Genomic DNA, 22,368 nt, shown 5'->3' with positions numbered 1-22,368 from the left:
CGGCAGTGAGGAAGACGCCGATGTCATGCTGGGTGAACACGCTGGCCCCTCCCGCTTGTCGGGGTCATTCCCCGTTCTTCACGCCTTCCGCTACCATGGTCTGTTGGCTTATTGCAATTTCAACGAATCAAGAAAGCGACGGGTGAGGTATGGCGATTGATGCACAGGGTCTGGAAATTCAGATCGGCGCGCGGACGTTGCTGCATCCCACCGACTTCCACGTGGCCAAGGGCGACAAGATCGGTCTGGTGGGCCGCAACGGTGCCGGCAAGACCACGCTCACGCGCGTGATCACCGGCGACATGCTGCCCACGGCCGGCAAGGTGCGCGTCTCCGGCAAGCTCGGCTACCTGCCGCAGGATACGCACGCCTCCGACCCGACGCAGACCGCGCTGGACCGCATGATGAGCGCGCGTGACATCGCCACGATCATCAGCCGTATCCGCAAGGCCGAGAAGGAGATGACCGGCCCGGATCCGGATGTGATGAGCAAGGCCATGACCCGCTACGACAAGGCCATGCAGGACTTCGACAAGGCCGGCGGCTACGCGGCCCAGTCCGAGGCGACCGCGATGGCGGCCTCGCTGGGTCTTCCCCAGGAGGTCATGGAGCAGCAGCTTGGCACCCTGTCCGGCGGTCAGCGCCGACGCATCGAGCTGGCGCGTATCCTCTTCTCCGACGCTGACACGCTCATCCTCGACGAGCCCACCAACCACTTGGACGCCGACTCCATCGAATGGCTGCGCGGCTACCTCAAGAAGTATGAGGGCGGCTTCCTGGTCATCTCCCACTCCACCGAGCTGCTGGACGAGACCGTGAACAAGGTCTGGCATCTGGACGCGCAGCTCGGCCAGATCGACATGTACTCGCTGAGTTGGAAGGGCTATCTGCATCAGCGCGTGGTGGACGAGGAGCGTCGCCGCCGCGAACGTGAGGTGGCCGAGAAGAAAGCCGAACGCCTCATGAAGCAGGGCATCCGCTTGCACGCCAAGGCCACCAAGGCCGTGGCCGCGCAGAACATGATGCGCCGTGCCGAAAAGCTGCTGTCCGAAACCTCGGAGGCGCAGAAAAAGGAGAAGGTGGCGGACATCCGCTTCCCCGAACCCGCGCCCTGCGGCAAGACGCCGATCATGGCCAAGGACATCTCCAAGGCGTACGGATCCAACATCGTGTTCGCCGGCGTGAACCTCGCCATCGACAAGGGTTCGCGCGTGGTGATCCTCGGCTACAACGGCGCCGGCAAGACCACCACCCTGCGTCTGCTGGCCCATCTCGAGGAGCCGGACACCGGTTCCGTGGACTACGGTCACGGCTGCAAGATCGGCTACTTCGCCCAGGAGCATGACACGCTCGACCTCAACGCCACCGTGCTGGAGAACCTGCAGCACGTGGCCCCCGAACTGGACAACACGCAGGCACGCTCCATCCTGGGCTCGTTCCTGTTCTCCGGTGACGACGCGATGAAGCCGGCCCGCGTGCTCTCCGGCGGCGAGAAGACCCGTCTGGCCCTGGCGACTTTGGTGACCTCGCGCGCCAACGTGCTGCTGCTCGACGAGCCCACCAACAACCTCGATCCGGCCTCTCGCGAGGAGATCCTCAAGGCCATCGCCAAATACGAGGGCGCGATCGTGCTCGTCACCCACGATGAGGGTGCCGTGGAGGCTTTGAACCCGGAGCGTGTGCTGCTCATGCCGGACGGCGACGAGGACCTGTGGAACGACTCCTACTTGGAGCTCGTCGCCGAGGAGTAATTCTTCGTGTCTCGGTTCCCCTTCTAGAGGGAACCCTTCTGGGATAATGAAAGCAATCCCGCAATCCCGCAATCCTCAATCCTCGATCATCATGAAGGGAAGCGCCATGACCACCGCAAACGGACAGAAGATCGCCATCGTCACCGGCAGTGCACTGGGACTCGGCTACGAGTTCGCCAGCCAGCTCATCGCCAAGGGATGGTTCGTCGCCGGCATCGACTTCAATGCCGAGCGTCAGGCCGAGCTCACCGCGCAATGGCCCGCCGAATCGTACCGCGCGTACGTGGGCGACATCACGGACGAGGACTTCGTGCGCGAATCCGTGGCCGACATCGCCGCGCTGGGCCACATCGACCTGCTCATCAACAACGCCGGCCAGCCGTCCTTCAAGGTGCCCACCGCTTACGAGGCCGCCGACGTGGACAAGTGCCTCAAGGGTCTCAAGGGCATGATCCTGTGGACCGTGGAAACGCTCAAAGCCTGCGGCGAGCAGGACGTCAAGATCGCCCAGATCATGAGCACCGCAGCCACCCGCGGCAATGCGAACGAAAGCGTGTACTGCGCCACCAAGTGGGGCGAGAAGGGCTACACCAAGAGCCTGCAGGCCGCATACAAGGGCACGAGCGTCAAGGTGGTGGCCGTCTATCCCGGCGGCATCGACACCGCCTTCTACCGCGACAGCCACGACTACGTGTCCGAGGCCAAGCAGCACACCTTCATGCAGCCCGGCCCGCTGGCCGAGGTCATCCTGTTCAACCTCATCAACGAGGCGAACCTCACTGTCACGGACATCGAAATCAACCGTAACAGCTGAAACCTTGGTTGAGCGGCGGTACAGCCGCCATACTATGGGCAGTAACCGCGCGTGCCGCCGAAACGAACGCGCGGTTACTGCCCATTGATATTCCGACAGGCAGTAATGTGCAATACCCTCGTTGAAACGCGCAGTCACTGCCGGCTTGCGTGCCTGAACAAGCAGTGACTACGCATCGTTTTGCTCAACCGAGGTGATGCAGCGCGCGGATGATGCAGCAACGGTCCTCAGTGTCGCCCTCGTCGGCGCACATCGTGGCATACCAGCGTGGGTTGCGCAGCGTCTCGCCGGCATCTTCGGTCTCATCCGTGGCGACGAGCGTGCCGAGGTCATTGGCGTACTGGAAATGCAGATGACTGAGCAACCCGCCTTCGCCGAACGCCTTGCGTGAAGGCAGGGGAGCGATGGCCAGCAGCCAGCGGAACGGGCTGTCCTCGGCATTCGGATCGTCGGTCACGAACACGTAGGTGGGCGAGCCCTCCAGACCATGCCCGATGACGTGGTCGATGCGGTAGTCGTAGGTGTCGAGGTCCGTGTTGTCCTCCGCATACCAGGTGATGCGCACGTCGGCATGCTCGCTCTGCGGCTTGCCGATGGTCCAATAACCGATGCGGATGATGTTCTCCGGGCTCGTGGTGGCGCAGGCCATCGACCAGAACGTGCGGATGCCGCGCGCCGCCATCGGCGCTGTCTTCGGATTAGCGAGCACCGCCTGTTCCGCCTCCTGCCAGGCCTGGCGGATGGCCGGATCCTCGGAGTCAAGATAATGTTCAAAACTCTCCCAATCACCGAGCCAGTCGGTCAGATCAAAAGACCGGGATTCCGTGGTTTTCGTTTGCGTGTTGCTCACTATGGGTTCCTTTTCGGTACGCATGGGTACATATTGCTGCAAAAATCAGGCCGTACAAGCCGGGTCCGTCCGGCACCGTTCGAGGTTGATGATGCGGGTGCACCAGCCGGCGGCGAGCTCCTCGTCGTGCGTCACCACGAGAATCGTCCTGCCCTGCGCGGCGAGCCGGCGCAGCAGTTCGCCGACCTGCTCCATGTGGTAGCGGTCGAGGCCACTGGTCGGCTCATCAAGGATGATGAGCTCCTTGCCGCACATCAGTGCCGAGCCGATGGCCACACGTTGCTTCTGCCCGCCGGACAGGCTCATCGGATGCCGATCCGCGACCTGGGTAAGATCCAAATCCTCCAGAACGCTGTTCGTTTGTGCCAGCACAGTTGGGTCGGTTTCGTCCAGACCGATCATGAGCTCCTCGCGCACACTGTCCGAAAACAGCTGGTAGTTCACGTCCTGCATCACCAGGAATCCGGCGCGGGTCAGATCGCGTGGTTTCGCGGTCCGGCCGTTGAGCGTGATGGAACCCGCAAGAGGCTTGGCCAATCCGGTCAGCGTACGTACGAGCGTGGTCTTGCCGCAGCCGTTGTGGCCCATGAGTCCGATGATGTCGCCGGGATGGAACTCCAGATCCGGGATATGCCGGGTAAAACCGTCGCGGCCGCGATAGCCGATGACAAGATTCCGCGTAGACAGCAGCGGCTTTGGACTCCGATGCCCCGGTACAGTCTTGAGGTCATGCCGCGACTGCTCCAGGGCCGGTGCCAGAGTCGTCCGATTGTCAAAGCGCGGGGACGAACCCTGTTGCGCATCACTTTGCGATTCCAATTCGGCGATGCGGCGACGGTACGGTCCGAGGTCAAGCGCGCGCAACCCCATCGCGGCGATGCAGCCGGGGGAGAGCGTAAGGAATTCGTCCGCTTCGTATTGCCGGGCGATGCGCCCGCCGTCGAACACCACGTACCGGTCGGCCACGCCGTTGAGCCACGCGAGCCGGTGCTCGGCGATGGCGATGGTCAGCCCGCGGGCCTTCATCGCTTCGATGAGCTTGCGCATGTCCGCGATGGCAGTCTGGTCGAGATTGCTGGTCGGCTCGTCCAGCACCACCAGCCGCGGGTCGAGTATGTTGGCCGCGGCCATGGCGATGCGCTGTTTCTGCCCGCCGGACAGGTGAAAGATGCTGCGCCCGAGCAGTCCCGTGATACCGAAACGTTCGGCCACGGCGTCCACACGCCGGTTGATTTCACTTGTCGGCAGTCCCATGTTTTCCGCGGGGAAGGCCAGCTCGTCGGTCACGTTGGCGTTGAAGTACTGGGTCTTCGGGTTCTGGAGCACGCTGCCGACCAGTGGAGTGAGTTGATCGATGGGTGTGGAGCTCGGGTCAAGTCCGCAGGTGCGCTGCTTGCCGGCGAACGTGCCACGGAAGAACTGCGGCACCAGGCCATTCACCACACGTGAGTACGTTGTCTTGCCGCAGCCGCTGGCCCCGCACAGCACCACGCACTGGCCGCGTGGAATGCTCAACATGATGTCCATTAATGCCGGTGTATCGGCATGCTCATAGGTGAACGACACGTTGTCGGAATAAACTTCGGACGTCATCATCGGATCACCCCAGCGATATCCAAACCCAACGGGATCATGACGGCGACCATCGCCAGCCAATCGACCGCACGCATGCGAATCGGCGTACGCGACGTATGCTCACCCTCACGCCCGAGCCCCTTGGTCAACGCTGCCACAGACAGGTCCTGAGCCACGGTGGTGGCGTTCATAAGCAGCGGAATGAGGATGTATTCCAGGGATTGCGCGGGATGACGCACCAGACCCCAACCGCCCGAGGCGATGCCACGCAGGGCCATCGCGTTGCGGATCTGCCGATAATCCTCGGCGATGGTGGGGAAGAACCGGATCACCACCACGCAAGGAATCACCACCGCCTCCGGCACCCGCATACGCCGCATCGAGCAAATGAACGCGCTGGCGGACGTGGTGGTGAACGCATAGGCACCGGTCATGAAGCAGGGCAGCATCATCGTGGTTCCCACGGCCAGCGCGGAGACCACATGCAGCCACGGCAGTCCCAGGGCCTCCGGGTCGAGCAGGCCGAGCGCGGTGAACACGGCGTACAACACCGCGAAATTCACCGTGAGCCGCCATCGGCCGGCGACCGCCAGCGGAATCAGGAACAGTATCGCCATGATGATTTGCGTGGCGAGCGCCACGTGGAAGAACAGCATGAGATTGGCGGCCAGCAGCAGGAACAGCTTCGTGCGCGGGTCGAGCGTCCGACTGACCCGATCAGCCCGATCAAGGCGAGCGGTATCGGCCGTCCGGTCGGAAGAGAAACCACCAGCGCCATCCGAAAACACGGGAGCCCCCGGTGCCGTCGCGGCCGCCGGGGGCTGGAAAGACGTCCGGGAGTCGGACGTCACGGATTTCGCGGGAAAGGAAGATTGCATCAGGCGATGCCGGCCTTGACGAAATGCTTCCTCAGCATCTTCTGGCCGAACCAGCCGCCGATCAGCGCGCACACCAGGATCGCCGCCATCGAAATGAAGAACGTGCCGGTATTGATGTTGGCGAACACGCCATCGATGTACGCCGCGTCCTTGCCGCGCGCCTGCAGACTGGCCACATAGGCGTCCTTCATGAACCACAGCGGCAGGATCGGGCCCGTAAGCCCGTAGGAGAAGACCACGTAGCTCACCAGCAGCAGCGCCTTGCTCTTGTACTTGCCGGCGCGGGCGATGAGGTCGGCGGCCACCGGGAAGACGATGCTGGCGATGAACGAGAGCACGAAATGGCCGGAGACGAACAGGAACAGGCCGATGACCACGCCCATGACCGTGATGCCGCCGAACTTGCCGAGGCGTGCGACCAGCAGCATGTAGACGCAGCCGGAGATCAGCGCGGCGATGGCGGGCAGGAAGATGGAGCCGAAACCGCCGGTGAACAGGGTGCTCACCAGCGTGGCCACGCATACCATCACGAAGTAAAGAGCGGCGAACACGCCGATGGTGATGAGGTCGGCCACCTCCAGCTTGCGCGGCTTGGCCGGGGCGGACGTGCTCGTGCCGGTGTCGAGGTCGGCGGAGTTGTTCGGGACGATGGGGGCGTTCGATGCAGTCAAGTCGATTCCGTTTTCTACTGATTGACGGTTATGTTTCATTGGTCAATCTAACGGTGATTCGGCGCAAAGGCAATACCCAATTTTGCAAAGAATTAGGTGTTCCGGCTCTTTTTCGTCACGGGAATGCGTCCGGAAAGACTCTTCCCAGCGAGAGGATTCAAAAGGTATGGATATCCGGAATCGGCCGATAAGACCGAGCTCATGGGCACAATCCACTGACGGAAGACAGGCGAAACCATCGGCTCGGGAATAACCCTTAGGGGTTGATTCCGGACGGTCAGCCCCAGGAATCAGGGACGGGTTCATCCCGCCGGCCGATGGTGCGAAACCGTTGCGATTCCTACGCTTGAGAGGTATCGCAACGGTTTTTATATGACGCATTGGCTGTGATTGGCGCCGCGTCGTGATGGAAACCGCTGGCAGGGAACCGATATGGGAAGAGATGAGCTCATGGCACGAATCACAGCGGACCCCATCACCACGGAGCACGTGAGCATGCGTGACCGCAACAGCCGTCTGGACACGGGCAGGGGGACGGTAAGCTTCGCGCAATACCGCTATGAGCGCGCGGCCAAAGCCGTGGCGAAACTGATCATCGCGACGGTCGCGGCCGCGGCGATCATCACCGGCGCACTGTTCGGTCTCGGACGCATCGCCCATTGGGGCCCGTTCGCGCCAGGCATCCCCGAAGCCAGATATTCCGCACAATCGTGGAATACGATTGTCGTCAACCGTTGGCATCGCATCCCCGACGACTATCCTGCGCCCGAGCTCACGCAGCTTGCCAACGGCCAGCAGGTCGACTCGCGCATATACCCGGAATTGCAACGCATGTTCGACACGATGCGCGCCGATGGTCTCGACCCGGAAGTAACGGCCGGATACCGCACGCAGGACGAGCAGCGGCAGATCATGAGCGACAGGATCTTCCTGTACGAGAACCAGGGCATGAGCGCCAAGGATGCCGAACGGGAGGCGGGCAGGCTGGTCGCCATCCCCGGCACCAGCGAACACGAGATAGGGCTCGCCGTTGACCTGAATGCCGTCGGTGCGGCGGATGCGGAAGCCAACCAGCAGGTGTACGACTGGCTTGCCGCGAATGCCTGGCAGTACGGGTTCATCCTGCGCTATCCGGATGGCAAAACCGATGTGACCGGCAACCAGTACGAACCGTGGCATTACCGGTACGTCGGCGCCGACGTCGCCAAGGACATCCACGATCATGGCATCACGCTTGAGGAATACGCGCGATGATTATGTCGTGGCTCTCCTTATGGCGAGCTAGGTGATGTTAGCGAGGAAAACGGATCGTCGCACGGAACGTGTCGGAATCGGGCTGCGACAACGTCAGCGTCGTGCCCATCGCGTGGCATGCGGCGTCCACGATTGACAGGCCCAGTCCCACGCCGGGCGCGGCGCTGATGCGCGAATGCTCGCCGCGATGGAACGGTTGGGTCAGTTCATTGAGATCGCCGGGCAGCATCTCGTCGGTGCCGTTCGTGACGGTCAGCGTCACGCAGCCGTCACCGGCCTTACTCTCCGCATCGTCACCGTTCTGCACAATCGCAACGTCGATCGACCCGCCATTTACATTGTGCACGACGGCGTTGCGGACGAGATTGCCTACGGCCAGCTCCAGCAACGCATGATCCACAGCCACGCGCACGGCCGGCAGATTGTCGGCGTGTACGGTGATGTCATGCATAGCCGCGTCGTCCGCGACGTCGTCAATCATGTCATTCACGCAGGCGGTCAGATCCGTTGCTCTAGCTGCGTCCGAGCCGACTGTGGCGCCCGTCGCGGTTCGTGGCAGCGGGTTGCTCTGTGTGGTGCTGCCCGCGCCGTCGCTCGGTGCAGCGCCATCGTTCGCCGTCTGGGGCCCGCCGATGGTACCGCTTTGGATGCGAGAGAGCGTCAGCAGCGCCTGCACGAGCTGTGCGCCACGACGGTTCGCGGCGAGCGCGCGACGCACGGACGGCTCCACGTCGGCCGGGAACCGTCCCTGCGCGAGGGGCGCGTCCAGGTTCGTTTCGACGGCAGCGATCGGCGTGCGCAGCTCGTGCGAGGCGTTCGAGACGAACCGGCGTTCCGCCTCCGAAGCCGCCTCCACGCGGTCGAGCATGCCGTTGATCGAGTCGACCAGCCGGTCGATGTCATCGTGGCCGGGTTTCACGTCGAGCCGGGCGGTCAGGTCGTTCGGCTGCAATGCGGCCACCTGACGGTCCACGGCGGTCACGCGCCGGGAGAGCATCGTGCCGATGAGCCATGCCGCCACCACCGCGAACACGCCGAACACGGCGAGCGCGATGATCGAGACCGTGCGCATCGTGGTGGTCAGCGTGTTGGTGACGGCGTTCGCCGTGTTGATCATCACGCCGTTGTATTCGTCGAGGATCCACGGACCGTTCTTGGTCTTGTCCTTCGCCGCGTCCCATTCCTGGGAGGTGTAGGGCACGTAGAATTCCATGCCGTCGAGGTTGCGTTTCGAACCCGTATAGCACACCACCGGGTAATCCCCGGTGCCATCGGCGGCGGGCCCGTCCTCGGTGTCCGAGCCTGTGGCCACGGAGATCGTGCCGTCCTCGTTCGCGCACATGGTCATCGTCTGGTTCGCCTCGGCGGTGGTGCGCGCCACGACGATGTTCTGCGTGACGATGAGCGCCGTCATCATCACGATGATGATGAGCGCGATGGCCAGCGTGATCTTCGCGCGGAACGATTTCGGCATGAGTCTGCCGGCGATGACGGCAAGATGATTCCGCACGGATTTGAATACGTGCCTATGACCGGCGGCAAGGGAAGCCGGGAACGGAGGATGCTTCATGCGAGTCGGTATCCTTCCCCGCGCGTGGATTCGATGGCGTCGCGGTCGCCCAGCTTGCGGCGCAGCGAGTAGACGGTGGTCTTGATCACGTCGGCCGGTTCCGCGGCGGCCGCCTCATCCCAGACGGTCTCGTACAGTTCGGCGACGGTCACGTACCCGCCGTCCGCGCGCATGAGTTCGAGCAGCACGCCGTATTCCTTGGGTGTGAGCTTGACGAGCGTTTGTCCGTGGTCGCGGAACACGAGGCGGCGCGTGGTGTCGAGCGTCAGATCGCCGTGCGCGAGCACCGCCGCCGTGGCCTGCCCCTTGCCGGCACGGCGCTGCAGGGCGCGGATGCGGGCCAGGAGCTCCGGATAGGCGAACGGTTTGGTCAGATAGTCGTCGGCGCCGAGATCGAGGCCGCTGACTCGGTCGCTCACCTCGGCGGCGGCCGTGAGCATGATCACCGCCACGGGGATGTGGTTCGCGGCGATCGTGGCCATTACCGCGTCCCCGGACAGCACCGGCAGGTCACGGTCCAGAAGGACAATGTCCACGTTCTGTTCGGCCAGGATGCGCAGCGCCTCCACGCCGGTGGCCGCCAACGATGTGGCGTATCCCTCGTACCGCAGCGCGTCGTCCAATGCGGCCGCCAGTTCGCGGTCGTCCTCCACGATGAGAATCCTCATGCCGTTCCCCTCCCGATGCCGGTCATACCCATTATCCGCCCATAGTGGCGTCTCCAAGGTAAGGCGAAGGTAAGCATGTCCATCACCCTGCCGCCACCAGGCGTGGGATTGAATGGAATCATCCCTGAAAACCCGCGAAGTACGGAAGCCGCAACGTTTCTCGCGCGGGCCCGCGGCATCGGCGCCTCGGGAAAGACACGGAAGAGAGGGAAGCGAAGATGAACCGACATCGTGATCACGTCCCTGCCGGGACGGCCGGAATCCGGGAATGCTGCGCCGCCGTACTGGCCGTGGCGTGCCTGATCGGCTTGGCCGCCTGCTCGTCGCCGGGCACGACCGCCGATGAAGATACGCACGGCAAGCCAGCCGGCGGAGCCATCGCCGAAACGACGACCGATACGTCCGATGATACGGACGACTCCACCGCAGGGCCGGCGGCCAACCTGAGCACGGCCGAACTGGAGACGATCGCCAAACGGTTCACCGCCTGCCTGGTCGGAAAGGGATTCGACGCCAAAGTCACGCCAAGCTACGCGCTGCTGCCCATCGGATCGACCGCCGAAACGGCACCGCAGACCACCGTGGTGGTACGCCGCCTCGGAGCGGACGGCAACCCGATCATCCTCGGACCAGGCGTGGAGATCAGCGGGGACTCCGACCCGCTCTACCCGGACATCATGTATGGCATCGTCTCCGCCGACGAAGGCGCATGGGTGGGATTCAAAAACTCCAAGGCGCTCGCCGGCTCCATCTACGCGGACAAGCAGGCCGATTACGCCGCATGCGAGCAGGAGAACCCTGATTTCGCGCAACCCAACTATTCGGCGAACAATGCTTCGGGCGGCGGCGCATCCGCGGCCGGATCGGATGCCGACGCGCAACAGGCCCTCATCGACTTCGCCCGGCAGGCCCGCAAGGATGGATTCGACTGGATGGCCGATCCCGCGCCCGGCGAAGCCACGTCGGTCGAGATCCCATCCGACGTGTCCTACGAGGAACTGCGACGCTTCTACGACACCTACTCCGGTGACAAGTGGCCCAGCCACGACGGCATCCCGTTCGGCACCTTCTGCACCGGCGAATGCACCGCCTACAACCGTCTCCTCGACGAACGGTAGCGCCGCTGTCTCGGCTCCCCTTGTCAGGGGAGCTGCCGCTCAACAATTCAAGTCTTAGGTAAGGCGAAAGTAAGACGATTCCTCACCGACCCGCCACCGCGGGCAGGGTTGGATGGAACCATCAACCGCACACGGACCGTCCACACGAAAGGAACCGTCATGACCATCGACTTCGACCTTGACCCTGACCGCCGCCACACCGTCAAGCGGCCATCCCGCCGCCGCACGCTGGCGGCCGTCATTGCCTCGGGCCTGTGCCTCACGGCGCTCGCCGGCTGCTCCATGCCGTTCACCAACCAGGCGACCGATACGGGCGATTCCGGTACGACAACAGGTTCCGGCTCCAATACCACCGACAACCTCACGACCGACGTCAACGCCAAGAAATTCGTCTCCTGCCTGACCGGCAAGGGCTTCGAGGCACAGGCCGCGGCCGCCCCCGGAGTGCCCGACCAGAACGGCAAGATGACAACGCCGACCACCAAGAACATGGTCATGCTGCGCATGCTCGACGCAAACGGACAGCCGGTCGAATCCGGCAATGACGGCATGAGCGTGAGCACCGACTCCACCACCCAACAGATGTACGCCAACGCCATGTTCACCTCCATCGACTACGGCACGGTATGGGTGGCGTTCAAGGATTCCACCGCACTCGCCGGCAGCCCGTACGAGTCGAAACGCCAGGACTATGCGGATTGCGAGGCCGAGAACCCGAACTTCGCCCAGCCCGCCCAGGATCTGAACCAGACGCCTTCCTATTCCGATGCGGACAAGCAGGCCGCGCTCGATTATGCCAAGAAGGCGCGCAGCAAAGGCTTCAGCTGGGTGGCCGACCCGGCCGGCGACGAGCCAACCACCATCCTCATCCCCAAAACCGTGGGGGAGGACGAACTGCGCCGCTTCTTCAAGGAATGCCCGGTCGGCGACGCGCGCATCACCTTCGGATTCGACGGTACGGCCGAGGATTTCGGCTACGACTACACCAAGGTGATGGACGAGGCCATGGGCGTGGCATCCTGACCACACACCGCCCGACAACGAGGTATGGGACGGTTCCATGCCGAGCCGTCCTCCGGTCCGCCGATGAACCGGAGCGAGGAATGAGATATGGGGGAATCATCATGGGAACGCATCACGATATCGAAGTGCGGAACAAGCACGACAGGCTTGCACAGGCCGTGGCCGTTGCTGCCACGTCCGTGCTGTGCCTGACTGCATTGGCCGCCTGCTCGTCGCCGTTCACTGTGGGCGGTGGGACCGATACGGCGGAAGCGGACGATACCGGCACATCCAGTACAGCCGCTACGGGTTCAGGGAAGGGCGGGCCGGTCGAACCGAGCAAGACCGTCAAACGGTTCGTCGCCTGCCTGGCCGGCAAGGGTTTCGACGCACGGTCGGTCGACTGGGACAACGACCAGGTGGGCGTCGTGGAGCTCGACGCGGCCGGCAACCCGGCGCAATCACAGGTCACCATCCATGACGACGGCACGAAGGAGTACTCGCATGCGACGCCGGAAGGACTCTACCCCAACGTGGTGCTGTCCGGCAGCGTCGGCAACTCCATCACCGACGAGAACTGGAACTACGTGATCTTCCGGACCTCGGCCGACATGGCCGGCACGCCGTACGCCTCCAGACAGGCCGATTACGCGGCCTGCGAGGCGCAGAATCCCGACTTCGCCCAAGCCACGTTCAGCACGGAGCCGAGGGACGCCAACGCCTCAGACGAGGACAAGGCCGCCGTGCTGAAATACGCGCAGGACGCCCGCGCCAAGGGCTTCGACTGGATCGCTGATCCGAGCGGCGAACATCCGCTGACCATCGTGATCCCGAACACCGTGCCCGAAGAGGACGTGCGCCATTTCTTCCAGGAATGCCCGGTCGACGACGTGCCTGTGATCATCGGCTGGGAAGGCGACTACCCCTACGACACCTTCGCCGTCCAGCAGCCGGCACACTGACCGGCACACTAATAGGAGCAAACACCATGACGCGAACGGAAGCCCGACGGTTCTCCAAACGACGCAGGATCGCCGCCATCGTCATCGCCCTCGTCGCCGTGATCGGCCTGGCCGTCACCTGCACAGTCATGAAACCATGGACGCTCATCGGCCACATGATCTCCGCCGGCCAACAATCCACGCAGAAGATCGACGTGACCACCCTGCGCGCCCAACCGGTCACCAAAGGCGTGCTCAACGCCGAAACCCGGCTTGGCGCCACCCTGCAATACGACGACGCCTCCGACTTCGCCGCCGCAACCGGCATCATCACCCAACTGCCGGTGGCCGGCAAACAGATCGGCACCGGCGAACAGGTGTACGAGATGGACGGCGTGCCCGTCGTGCTCTTCCACGGCGAGCGCCCGTTCTGGCGCACCCTAGACACCGGCGTCACGGACGGGCCGGACGTGGCCCAACTCGAACAGAACCTGGCCGAACTCGGCTACTTCTGGGGCCTGCCGGACAACCATTTCGATGCCTACACCAAGGAAGCCATCCGCCAATGGCAGCTGTACTCGCTCGGCCTTACGGGCGACGCAGCGAACGGCGTCTTCCAACCCTCCGCCGTGGCCGTGGCACCCGCCGCACCCATCCGCATCAAGACCGTGTCCGCCAAACTCGGCGAGACCAACGTGAGCCCCGCCAGCTACACGGGCGTGACCCTGCACGCGCAGTCCACGATCACCTCCGCCCAGGCCGCCACGTTCAAGGCCGGCGACAAGGCACAGGTGATCCTGCCGGACAACACCGCGATCGACACCACGCTCACCGCCGTCGACCAGGGTGGTCAGCCCACGGGCAAGGACGGACAGACCACCTCGCCCTCCGCCCGCATCGACTTCCCGGACCAGACCAAGGTGGCGCAGTTCGGGCCCACGACCATCCAGATCATCGTGCCGAACGCGAACGCCGCCAACGAGGAGACGCTCATCGTGCCGGTCACCGCGCTGATCGCCGGCACCGGCGACTCATACGCGGTCGAGGCAATCCGCGGGGACAAACTCGAACGCATCAAGGTCGAGATCGGCCTGGTGGCGGGCGCCCAAGCGCAGGTCACCAAATCCGACGGGCTCAAGGTCGGCGACAAGGTGGTGGTCTCGTGAGCGCAACGCCGATTACCAAACTCCCCGCAGCCTCCACCGGCACCGGCGACTCCCGGCAAGAGGAGCCGGAAGGCAACGCCCTCCTCACCCTGGACCACGTCACCAAGGCGTTCACCGGCAAGGACGGCAGCCCGCTGGAGATCCTGCATCCCACGACCCTGAACATCGGCCACGGCGAGCGCATCGCCATCGTGGGCCCGTCCGGCTCGGGCAAATCCACGCTGCTCTCCCTGCTCGGCACACTGGACATGCCCACCTCCGGCACACTCCGCTACGACGGCGAAAACGTGGCCGCGATGGGGGAGAGACGCCGCAGCGAACTCAGGGCCGAACGCATCGGATTCGTATTCCAGCAGTTCCACCTGATCGCCACCGTCTCCGCCCTGGAGAACGTGATGACCGGCCTGCAATACACCGATTTGCCGCGCAGGGAACGCCGCGAACGGGCCGCCGAAGCACTCGAACAGGTCGGGCTCGGCGAACGCTTGCATCACCGGCCCTCGCAACTGTCCGGCGGCGAACAACAGCGCGTGGCCATCGCCCGCGCGCTCGCCAAACAACCGGACATCATCTTCGCCGACGAACCGACCGGCGCACTCGACACGGACACCGGCCACGCCATCATCGAACTGCTGCTCAGGGCGGCGGACCAGGGCGCGAGCCTCGTGGTCGTCACCCACGACCCGAACATCGCCGCACGCTTCCCACGCCGACTGCACATCCAGGACGGCATGGTCACGGAACTCGACGAAGGAGGCGTACGCCATGCGTAAACCGTTCGCCACCCGCATCGCCGACCTCCTGCACGCCGCATGGATCGGCGCCACCGGCCGCGTCTCGCGCACCATCCTCGCCTCGCTCGGCATCGCATTGGGCGTCGCCGCATACGTGGCACTCTCCGGCATCGCCGCCTCCAACCAGGCCGCCCTGCTCGCCCGGCTCGACGCGCTCGGCGCGAACCTGCAGGTCGTGGCCCCCGGACAGGACGCCACGGGACAACCCGTGCCCCTGCCCTCCTACGCGCCCGACACCATCGCCCGACAGTCTGCGGTCGAACGGGTGGGTGTGTTCCTCACCCCGCCCGCGAGCGCGCAGGTCTTCAAGAACGAGCTCGTACCCAAAACCAACGGCAACGCGCTGGCCGTGGCCGTCATGCGGCCGGGTGCGCTCAAGGCCGTCGACGTATCGTTCGCCCAGGGGCGGGGCATCGACGCGCGCAACGAGAACCTGCCGGTCGCGGTCCTCGGCTCCGAGGCCGCCTACCGGCTCGGCGTCAACGAGCCCGGCGACCGCATCCTCATCGACAACGAATGGTACGGGGTCATCGGCATCCTCGACCCCGTACCGCAGGCGCAGGCGTTCAACGCATCCGTCATCATCGGCGCACAGTGGGCCCTTGACCACTACCCGGACCGGGCGGAGTCGATCGGCGCGATCAGCCGGATCTACGTGCGCACCACGCCCGGCGACGCCGAATCATTGCGACGCATGATCGCCCACGCCGCGAACCTCACCGGCGGCAACGTGTCCGTCACGGCATCCGCCGACCTGTCCCAGGCACGCAACGCCACCAACGACTCCCTGACCACGTTGGGCCTCATGATCGGCGTGATCGCGCTCGCCGTGGGCGGCATGAGCATCGCCAACATGATGATCGTCACCGTGATGGAACGCCGCGGCGAAATCGGCCTGAGACGGGCCTTGGGAGCCACGCCTGGCAACATCCGCCTGCAGTTCGTCGCCGAGGCGGCGCTCCTGTCCGCCATAGGCGGGCTTGCGGGCGTGGCGATCGGAGCCGGGGCGGCCATGTCGGTCGCGATCGGCGCCGGCCAGCCGACCGTCCTCGACTGGGCCGGCCTGCCCATGGCCTGGGGCGCGGCCGTGCTGGTCGGCATCCTAGCCGGCCTCTACCCGGCCTCCCGCGCCGCCCGACTGACACCCACCGAGGCCCTGCGCGGCGAATAACGGCAAACTCGCGGTCTGCCCAGCCCCGGTACACGCCGGCATACGCCCCGCAATCAACGCCCGGGATGATAGCCTTGTAAGCCGACGGGAAAGCGAGGCGACGATTGATGGGCGATGTCAGACGGGAGATGGAACGGCTGCGACCGGTCTACGAGACCGGCGTGCTGCGCTTGCTGCTACGGGCCAACGCCAAGCTCTACGTGGCTCTCTTGCGCGCCGCATTCGACCCCCTGACCGGCGAACTGCCGCGTGAGACCCTCGAGGAACGATTCGCGCAAAGCCTGTCCACGCTCGCCGACACCGGCGACTACACGCCCAAACCTGAACAGACGTATGCGGAGGCGGCACACCAGATCCTCGTGGACCTGAGCCGTGAAGGCGACGGCGACTACGCATGGCTTGCCAACGCGCACGACGCCGCATCCCACCGGTTCCTCTACCGGCTCACCGCCCGCGCCCACCGTGCCATCGACGCGCTCGGACGGCTCGAGGACGACACCCGCACCCTGTCCGGCGCGCAGGCCAATTCCATCATCATGGAAATCGAGCACGCGCGCATGCAGCTGACCGCCGACCCGGGCGAACGGGTCCGCCTGCTCAACCAGGAGATCAAGGAACGCCGGCACGAGATCAAACGCATCCAGCAAGGCCAGCAGCATGCCGCGCTCAGCGAGGACCAGGTCAGGGACGTGATCGCCGTCATCCACAACACGCTGCGCGGCGTGCCCATCGACCTGCGCGAACTCGTGCTCGCCGAACGCGACAACGGCGACGCCCTCCGCCGGCGCATGCAGGGCGGCGACATGAGCGTCGACGAGATTCTCACTGCCTATCACGAGGAATACCGGCGGTCGTTCCAGGAATCGGACAGCGGCCGCCGTTTCGAGGACGCATTCCAGGTGATCATCACCGACGAAGGTCGCCAACAGATCGACGACGCGCTGCGCGACATCGCGAAAACCCCGTATCTTGCCGGCGAATCCAGCGCCCTGCTCGACCAGATCCGCGACGAACTCGCCCGCATCTACGAAGGCATCGAAGCGGTGCGCGGCCAGATGCGCGTCTCCGACGAGGCCGTCAGCCGCCTGGTGCGCCAGCAGACCGACACACGGTACCGCACCATGCTCGGCACGCTCAACCGCCTGTTCGTGCGACTCAACGCCAACGCGAAAGCACACCCGAACGACGCCTCACGGCCATACCCGACCAACAGCGCGGGCGCCCAGTTCGCGGCCCTGCCCACACGTCCGGCACGTTCGATGGCACGCTCGGCGGCCCTCGGCCTGTCCGACATGCAGCTGCGGCAAGGCGACAATACGTCACCGGTCGACCTCAAATCCATGATCGTCGGCGGCGGACCGCGACTGCATCGCATGATCGCCCTGATCCGGCACGATCCGGCCATACGCACGGACGGACGCATCGACGTGGCCGCAAGCTTCAACCGCCTGCCGGACGAGGAACGACGGGAAAGCGAACTGATCGGATTCCTTAGCACCCTCCCATGCTCCAGCGACGCGACCGGTGCCACCTGGCACTGCATCACTTTGGACGGCACCCAACGCGACTGGATAACACGGCCGATACTGACGACACGGGACGAACTGGACGAGATCGTGAGGCAAGGATGAGCGAACCCATGAACGGCACGGAGACAATGACCGACACCATAGGCGCAGATGAGACGCAGGACACCACGAACCCGGCCGAAGGCGCGGTCAACCCATACGCCCTCTTCGAAGGCGACCGCGGCGACATGACCGCCGACGCACGCATGGCCGCGATCGCCCTCAAACGCGAACGTTACATCTCCGGCGACCTGTATGACACGGTGCTCGACAACCTCGACGCCGTCACACGCTCGCTGAACAACGACCTGCTCGAACTGGTCGTCAATGAACGGTACCGCATCATGATCGCCATGCCCGTAACCGGCCCCGACATCACGCTGCGAGCGCTGAAAACCCGTATCAGTCTCAAACGTGAGGAGGCCGCGCTGCTCGCGTTCCTGCGCATCCGCGTGCTCGAGTACGAGAACTCACGCGAATCCACCGACCACTGGCTGGTGAGCTTCGAGGAGATCCGCGCCGCGCTCGCCACCGGCACCGGCTTCCTCGCGGCGCGCAACGACGAGGAGACCGTGCTCAAGCAGGTCGGCGCGATCGTGTCGGCCATGTGCACGTACGGGTATCTCGAACGCACGGCGGACGACGAGACCATGTACCGGATCACGCCCCTCGTGCCGGTGGTGCTCGACCGGGAGCTGGCCGGCACATGGCTGGACGTCGCCGACAACGACTTCGAGACCGGCGACGTCCCATCATCCGACACATCGGACGCGGCAGTCGAACCGACAGTGGAAGAAGACGCTATCGATGAGACGGACTACGCCGCACCGCTCTTCGAGGATGAGACGAGCGAAGCCTCGACGGATGCAACGAACGCGACGCACGACGGGGAAGGGGAGTGACGATGGCCAAGGACCTGCAGATGATCGCCGACCGGTGGATGATGGAAAGCCGTCAACTCATCAACTGGGGCTCATACGAGGGATACCACGAATTCCGCCCGTCCATGGACCGGAACCTGCCCGTAACGTTGCTCGCCGGCGCCAGCGAATCCGGCAAATCGACGCTCGTGGACGCGCAGATCTCCCTGCTCTACCCGACCGGCACCCCGTTCAACAAGGCATCGAACTCCGGCCGTTCCGAACGCAGCGACTACACGTACCTGCTCGGCATGGTCGGCGTGGGCGACACCGGCGACGGCGACCGGCCGATCTACCTGCGGGGACGGGATGCGAACGGCGCACCCCTGGCCGTCTGGGGCGCGATCGTCGACACCTACCGCAACCTGACCGACGGGCAGACGCTCTCATGCGCCAAGTTCCTCTACCTCATGCCCGGCGACGAGCGCAACGCCGTACGCCGCCAATACGCGGTCTGGGACCGGCCGATCGACCCGCGAGCGATGGACGCCTACCGTGACGCACCATTCACACCCACGCAACTGAAGACCGCATACCCGCAATGCCTCACGTTCCCCAGCGCCGAAGCCTTCCACGAGCACATCTGGTCGGTGATGGGTCTGAGCGCCGAAGCGTGCCGCCTGCTCGCCAAGATCCAGTCGGCCGACGCGCCCTCCCGGCTCGACGACATCTTCAAACAGGGCGTGCTCGGCGTGCCGGAGGCGCTCGACTTGGCACGCACCACGGTTGACGACTACGACCGGTACGCGGAGAACTTCCAAGCCATGGAAGACAAGGCCAACCGCATGGCCAAGCTGCGCGACATCCGCGACGGCTACGCACGATACAGCGACACGAAGCGACAGGCGCGCCGCTTCGCCCCGGTTGACCCGTCCACGCCATCCGGCGAGGAGACGATACGGCGATGGGCGACCGCGCGCATGGCCGACGAGGCCGCCGCGCAACTGCCGGCCGATGAAGCCGAACGAACCGCACGCCAGGCCGACGCGATCGCCGCCGGCCGTCGCGCGGACGACCTGCGCTCGCGCATCGACACAATCCGCAGCCAGATGCAAGGTCTGGACGGCGGCAATCTCGCCCGCCTCGAATTCGAGCTCGACGCCGCGAAACGCACGCTGGAGGATGTGCGAGCCGTCCGCGACCGCATCGCCGCAGGGTACGACGAGGCGGGGCAATCCATGCCCGACAGCGAGAAGGCCTGGGAACAGGCGCGTATCGATGCGGTCACGTTCAAGGTCTCCTATGAGCGTCGCAACGAGGAACTCGAAGAGACACGCAATGAGGCATTCGGCCGCCAATCCGAGGCTCGCGAAACCCTGCGCGCGCTGGAACGCGACTATCAGCGGCAGAGCGCGCAACGCACGCGCATCACGCAGCAGATGGACGAGACGCGAGCCATGCTCTGCCGGGCGACTGGACTGAAGCCCAGCGAACTGCCGTACGTGGCCGAACTCATGGACGTGCGCGACACGGAGGAACAATGGCGGCTCGCGATGAACGTCGTCTACGCGCCGATCACGCAGACCATTCTCGTGGACAAGCGGCACGAGCAGGGCTTCGCCGCCAAGGTGAGCACCATCGACCCGCATGCGATGGCCCGACGCACCTGGCAGTTCGTCGACACCACACGCGACTACGAAGACGACACCGAAACGGGGTCCGCGGACGATTCCGACGCCTGGATGTCCGACAAACTGCGCTACCGTGAGGACTCCCCATTCGCCGGATGGCTGCGCGAACAGACCCGCTCCGACCGATTCGACGCACACTGCGTGAAGGCCATCGACGACACGGACCGCGACACCCGGCAGGTGCAGCTCGATGGACAATTCAAATCCGGCAAACGAGGCCAGCACGGCGTCAAGGACCGCCAGCAGATCATCGGCTTCGTCAACGAACGGTATCTGGAACTGCTGCGCACGCAGATTGACTCCGCCCACGCCCAAGCCGACGAGGCAGCACAGGAGTATGCGGATGCGAAAGCCGCGGTCGATCGGCTTCACCGCGAACGCGAACTCGCCGACCAGCTCGCCTACACGGCATGGGAGAAGGTCGACACGGACGGTGCCGCACGGCACATCGGCGAGATCGAGGACACGATCGCCTCGATCAGGAACAATCCGAAGCTCGCCAAACTCGCCGACATGCGCGACTCGTTGAGCGAGGAGCTCGACCGAGTCCAACGTCACCAGATCGAGGCCGAGCAGGCGGCGAAATCCGCGGCCGCAGCCGTCGAGGCGGGCCGTGCATGGTTGGAGGCGCAGCAGGAGGAAGGCGACGGTGATGCCGCCGGTGCGGCCGCGCCCATGCCCGCATGGACGATGCTCGGCGACGACATCATTGCCCAACTCACGCAGGCATACGAGCAGCGGTTCGCCGGATTCCCCAACGAGGCGCTGCGTGCGCACATGATTATCGGCGCAGGATTGACGGCGCCGGGCGGAACCGCGCAACCGCAAGCAGGTGGCACGTTCGCCGACCGCATCATCGACGGCATCGGCAAGGACTTGGCCGCGCACATCCTCACGCTCAATGAGCGCGTCGATACCGCGCGCACCAACATCGAACTGAAGATGAGCGCGTACATCGAACGGTATGCGGCCGACGACGACGCGCTCACCGCCAGCGTGGAAGACTACCGGTACTACCTTGAGGAACTCGACAGCCTCGCGCATCTGGCCGCGGTCGCCGCAACGGACGCCGAATACCGGCGGTGCCTCGACCATCTGCTCATGAGCCTGCTGACCATCAAGCGAGCCATCGACACGGACGCGGGCGACATCCGCGACCAGCTCGACCGCATCAACCAGATGCTTGACGGACAGAAATTCGGCCCGCGCCATGGCAGCCTGTCGCTGCACGCGGACGTGCGCCGCCCCGACCGTGCGTTCTCGGCACAACTGCAACGCGCCATCGGTACGCTCAACGATTGGAAATCCGGACAGGTGGAAGCGGCCGGCGCCGGCGCCCGCGTCCGTTCCGAGGGAACCAACTCTGACTCCGGCTCCGGCACAAGCGATTCAAAGCGGGCGTTCGCGGCATGCGCGCCGATGATCGAACTCCTGCGTCAGGAACTCGCGCAGGTCAAGGACGTCAACGGCATCCGCAGCTACGGCGCACGCGACCTCGACCCGCGCTGCCGCTCGTCGTTCTACGCGATCGTCCGTCATGACGACGGGCAGGACGAACGCATCACGTCGACCGGCGGCCGTTCCGGCGGTGCCTTGCAGGAACTCACATCGTTCGTGTACGGCGCGGCGCTCATCTACCTGCTCGGCGGCGGCATGGAGAACCGGCTCAAGCCCAGCTACACCACGCTGTTCCTCGACGAGGCGCTCATCAAGGCCGATGGCCGCTACACCCAGCGCGCCCTGAGCGTGCTGCCGCGACTTGGCTTCCAGGTCATCGTCTCCGCACCCGAAAGCAAGACAGGCGAGATCATCGAGGTGTCCACCAAGGCGTACGTCACGGTCAAGGATGCGAACAGCGGCTTCACGTCCCTCCGCGAAGCTACCTGGAGCGGATACGAGGAGGCCGAGGAAAACACATCAGCTGACGATGAGACCGAGTGAGAAAGCCAGTTCCACCGGATTCGCGTCGTTTTTAATGTGATGGGGTCTTGATAATCGGCATAGCCGCGACAGCATAGCACCGGGA

General features: G+C 64.7%; 18 protein-coding genes. 12 read left to right on the top strand and 6 right to left on the bottom strand.

What is annotated here, in order from left to right; all coding sequences use genetic code 11:
• Positions 1 to 149: 149 nt before the first annotated feature.
• Together DF196_RS01570 and DF196_RS01565 are read left to right on the top strand one after the other, a co-directional pair.
• Entirely contained in the window at positions 150 to 1,751 is a 1,602-nt protein-coding gene (locus DF196_RS01570; RefSeq protein WP_109056170.1) for an ABC-F family ATP-binding cassette domain-containing protein, read from the top strand.
• Between the two features lie 106 nt (positions 1,752 to 1,857).
• Positions 1,858 to 2,565, top strand: a complete 708-nt coding sequence (locus DF196_RS01565) for an SDR family NAD(P)-dependent oxidoreductase (protein WP_109056169.1) — start codon at positions 1,858 to 1,860, stop codon at positions 2,563 to 2,565.
• A 184-nt stretch (positions 2,566 to 2,749) separates the two neighbouring features.
• Here DF196_RS01565 and DF196_RS01560 read toward each other — a convergent pair whose 3' ends face one another.
• The 4 genes from DF196_RS01560 to DF196_RS01545 all read right to left on the bottom strand — a co-directional run bounded on the left by DF196_RS01560 (position 2,750) and on the right by DF196_RS01545 (position 6,539).
• Complete coding sequence (locus DF196_RS01560; protein WP_241519538.1) at positions 2,750 to 3,415, bottom strand: hypothetical protein; 666 nt, start codon at positions 3,413 to 3,415, stop codon at positions 2,750 to 2,752.
• A 45-nt stretch (positions 3,416 to 3,460) separates the two neighbouring features.
• Positions 3,461 to 5,011: an ABC transporter ATP-binding protein gene (locus DF196_RS01555; RefSeq protein ID WP_109056167.1), complete on the bottom strand. Its 1,551-nt coding sequence runs from the start codon at positions 5,009 to 5,011 to the stop codon at positions 3,461 to 3,463.
• Positions 5,008 to 5,778 (bottom strand): energy-coupling factor transporter transmembrane component T, encoded by a 771-nt coding sequence (locus tag DF196_RS01550; protein WP_241519535.1) that lies wholly within the window; start codon positions 5,776 to 5,778, stop codon positions 5,008 to 5,010. The genes DF196_RS01555 and DF196_RS01550 overlap by 4 nt, the downstream gene beginning before the upstream one ends.
• An 89-nt stretch (positions 5,779 to 5,867) precedes the next feature.
• Complete coding sequence (locus tag DF196_RS01545) at positions 5,868 to 6,539, bottom strand: MptD family putative ECF transporter S component (protein WP_241519534.1); 672 nt, start codon at positions 6,537 to 6,539, stop codon at positions 5,868 to 5,870.
• Positions 6,540 to 6,989: 450 nt separating this feature from the next.
• Between DF196_RS01545 and DF196_RS01540 the strand changes: the two genes are divergently transcribed.
• The gene (locus DF196_RS01540; protein ID WP_241519533.1) at positions 6,990 to 7,793 is read left to right on the top strand and encodes a M15 family metallopeptidase; all 804 of its coding nucleotides are present in this window, start codon (positions 6,990 to 6,992) and stop codon (positions 7,791 to 7,793) included.
• Between the two features lie 37 nt (positions 7,794 to 7,830).
• Here DF196_RS01540 and DF196_RS01535 read toward each other — a convergent pair whose 3' ends face one another.
• Positions 7,831 to 9,363, bottom strand: coding sequence for a sensor histidine kinase (locus DF196_RS01535; protein WP_109056165.1), 1,533 nt, complete (start codon positions 9,361 to 9,363; stop codon positions 7,831 to 7,833).
• Positions 9,360 to 10,031 carry a response regulator transcription factor gene (locus tag DF196_RS01530; protein WP_109056164.1) on the bottom strand — a complete coding sequence of 224 codons (672 nt, stop codon included), beginning with the start codon at positions 10,029 to 10,031 and terminating at the stop codon, positions 9,360 to 9,362. The genes DF196_RS01535 and DF196_RS01530 overlap by 4 nt, the downstream gene beginning before the upstream one ends.
• Positions 10,032 to 10,249: 218 nt before the next feature.
• Between DF196_RS01530 and DF196_RS01525 the strand changes: the two genes are divergently transcribed.
• The 9 genes from DF196_RS01525 to DF196_RS01480 all read left to right on the top strand — a co-directional run bounded on the left by DF196_RS01525 (position 10,250) and on the right by DF196_RS01480 (position 22,283).
• The gene (locus DF196_RS01525) at positions 10,250 to 11,149 is read left to right on the top strand and encodes a hypothetical protein (protein WP_109056163.1); all 900 of its coding nucleotides are present in this window, start codon (positions 10,250 to 10,252) and stop codon (positions 11,147 to 11,149) included.
• A 159-nt stretch (positions 11,150 to 11,308) separates the two neighbouring features.
• Complete coding sequence (locus tag DF196_RS01520) at positions 11,309 to 12,172, top strand: hypothetical protein (RefSeq protein WP_109056162.1); 864 nt, start codon at positions 11,309 to 11,311, stop codon at positions 12,170 to 12,172.
• Positions 12,173 to 12,273: 101 nt separating this feature from the next.
• On the top strand, positions 12,274 to 13,113 hold the full coding sequence (locus DF196_RS01515; RefSeq protein ID WP_109056161.1) for a hypothetical protein: 840 nt from the start codon (positions 12,274 to 12,276) through the stop codon (positions 13,111 to 13,113).
• Positions 13,114 to 13,139: 26 nt separating this feature from the next.
• The gene (locus DF196_RS01510) at positions 13,140 to 14,258 is read left to right on the top strand and encodes a peptidoglycan-binding protein (protein ID WP_158276233.1); all 1,119 of its coding nucleotides are present in this window, start codon (positions 13,140 to 13,142) and stop codon (positions 14,256 to 14,258) included.
• Positions 14,255 to 15,031 (top strand): ABC transporter ATP-binding protein, encoded by a 777-nt coding sequence (locus DF196_RS01505; protein WP_241519532.1) that lies wholly within the window; start codon positions 14,255 to 14,257, stop codon positions 15,029 to 15,031. Before DF196_RS01510 ends, DF196_RS01505 begins: the two co-directional genes overlap by 4 nt.
• Positions 15,024 to 16,223 carry an ABC transporter permease gene (locus tag DF196_RS13640; RefSeq protein WP_206603762.1) on the top strand — a complete coding sequence of 400 codons (1,200 nt, stop codon included), beginning with the start codon at positions 15,024 to 15,026 and terminating at the stop codon, positions 16,221 to 16,223. Before DF196_RS01505 ends, DF196_RS13640 begins: the two co-directional genes overlap by 8 nt.
• A 107-nt stretch (positions 16,224 to 16,330) precedes the next feature.
• The gene (locus tag DF196_RS01490) at positions 16,331 to 17,854 is read left to right on the top strand and encodes a DUF3375 domain-containing protein (RefSeq protein ID WP_109056159.1); all 1,524 of its coding nucleotides are present in this window, start codon (positions 16,331 to 16,333) and stop codon (positions 17,852 to 17,854) included.
• Entirely contained in the window at positions 17,851 to 18,693 is an 843-nt protein-coding gene (locus tag DF196_RS01485; RefSeq protein WP_421728439.1) for a DUF4194 domain-containing protein, read from the top strand. Before DF196_RS01490 ends, DF196_RS01485 begins: the two co-directional genes overlap by 4 nt.
• The gene (locus DF196_RS01480) at positions 18,690 to 22,283 is read left to right on the top strand and encodes an ATP-binding protein (RefSeq protein ID WP_193852555.1); all 3,594 of its coding nucleotides are present in this window, start codon (positions 18,690 to 18,692) and stop codon (positions 22,281 to 22,283) included. The genes DF196_RS01485 and DF196_RS01480 overlap by 4 nt, the downstream gene beginning before the upstream one ends.
• The last annotated feature ends 85 nt before the right edge of the window (positions 22,284 to 22,368 follow it).

It is taken from the genome of Bifidobacterium callitrichidarum, from assembly GCF_003129905.1.
GTDB classification, from domain to species: Bacteria; Actinomycetota; Actinomycetes; order Actinomycetales; family Bifidobacteriaceae; genus Bifidobacterium; species Bifidobacterium callitrichidarum.
The sequence above is the reverse complement of the archived record's forward strand: the minus strand, read 5'-3'. Positions and strand labels throughout refer to the sequence as shown.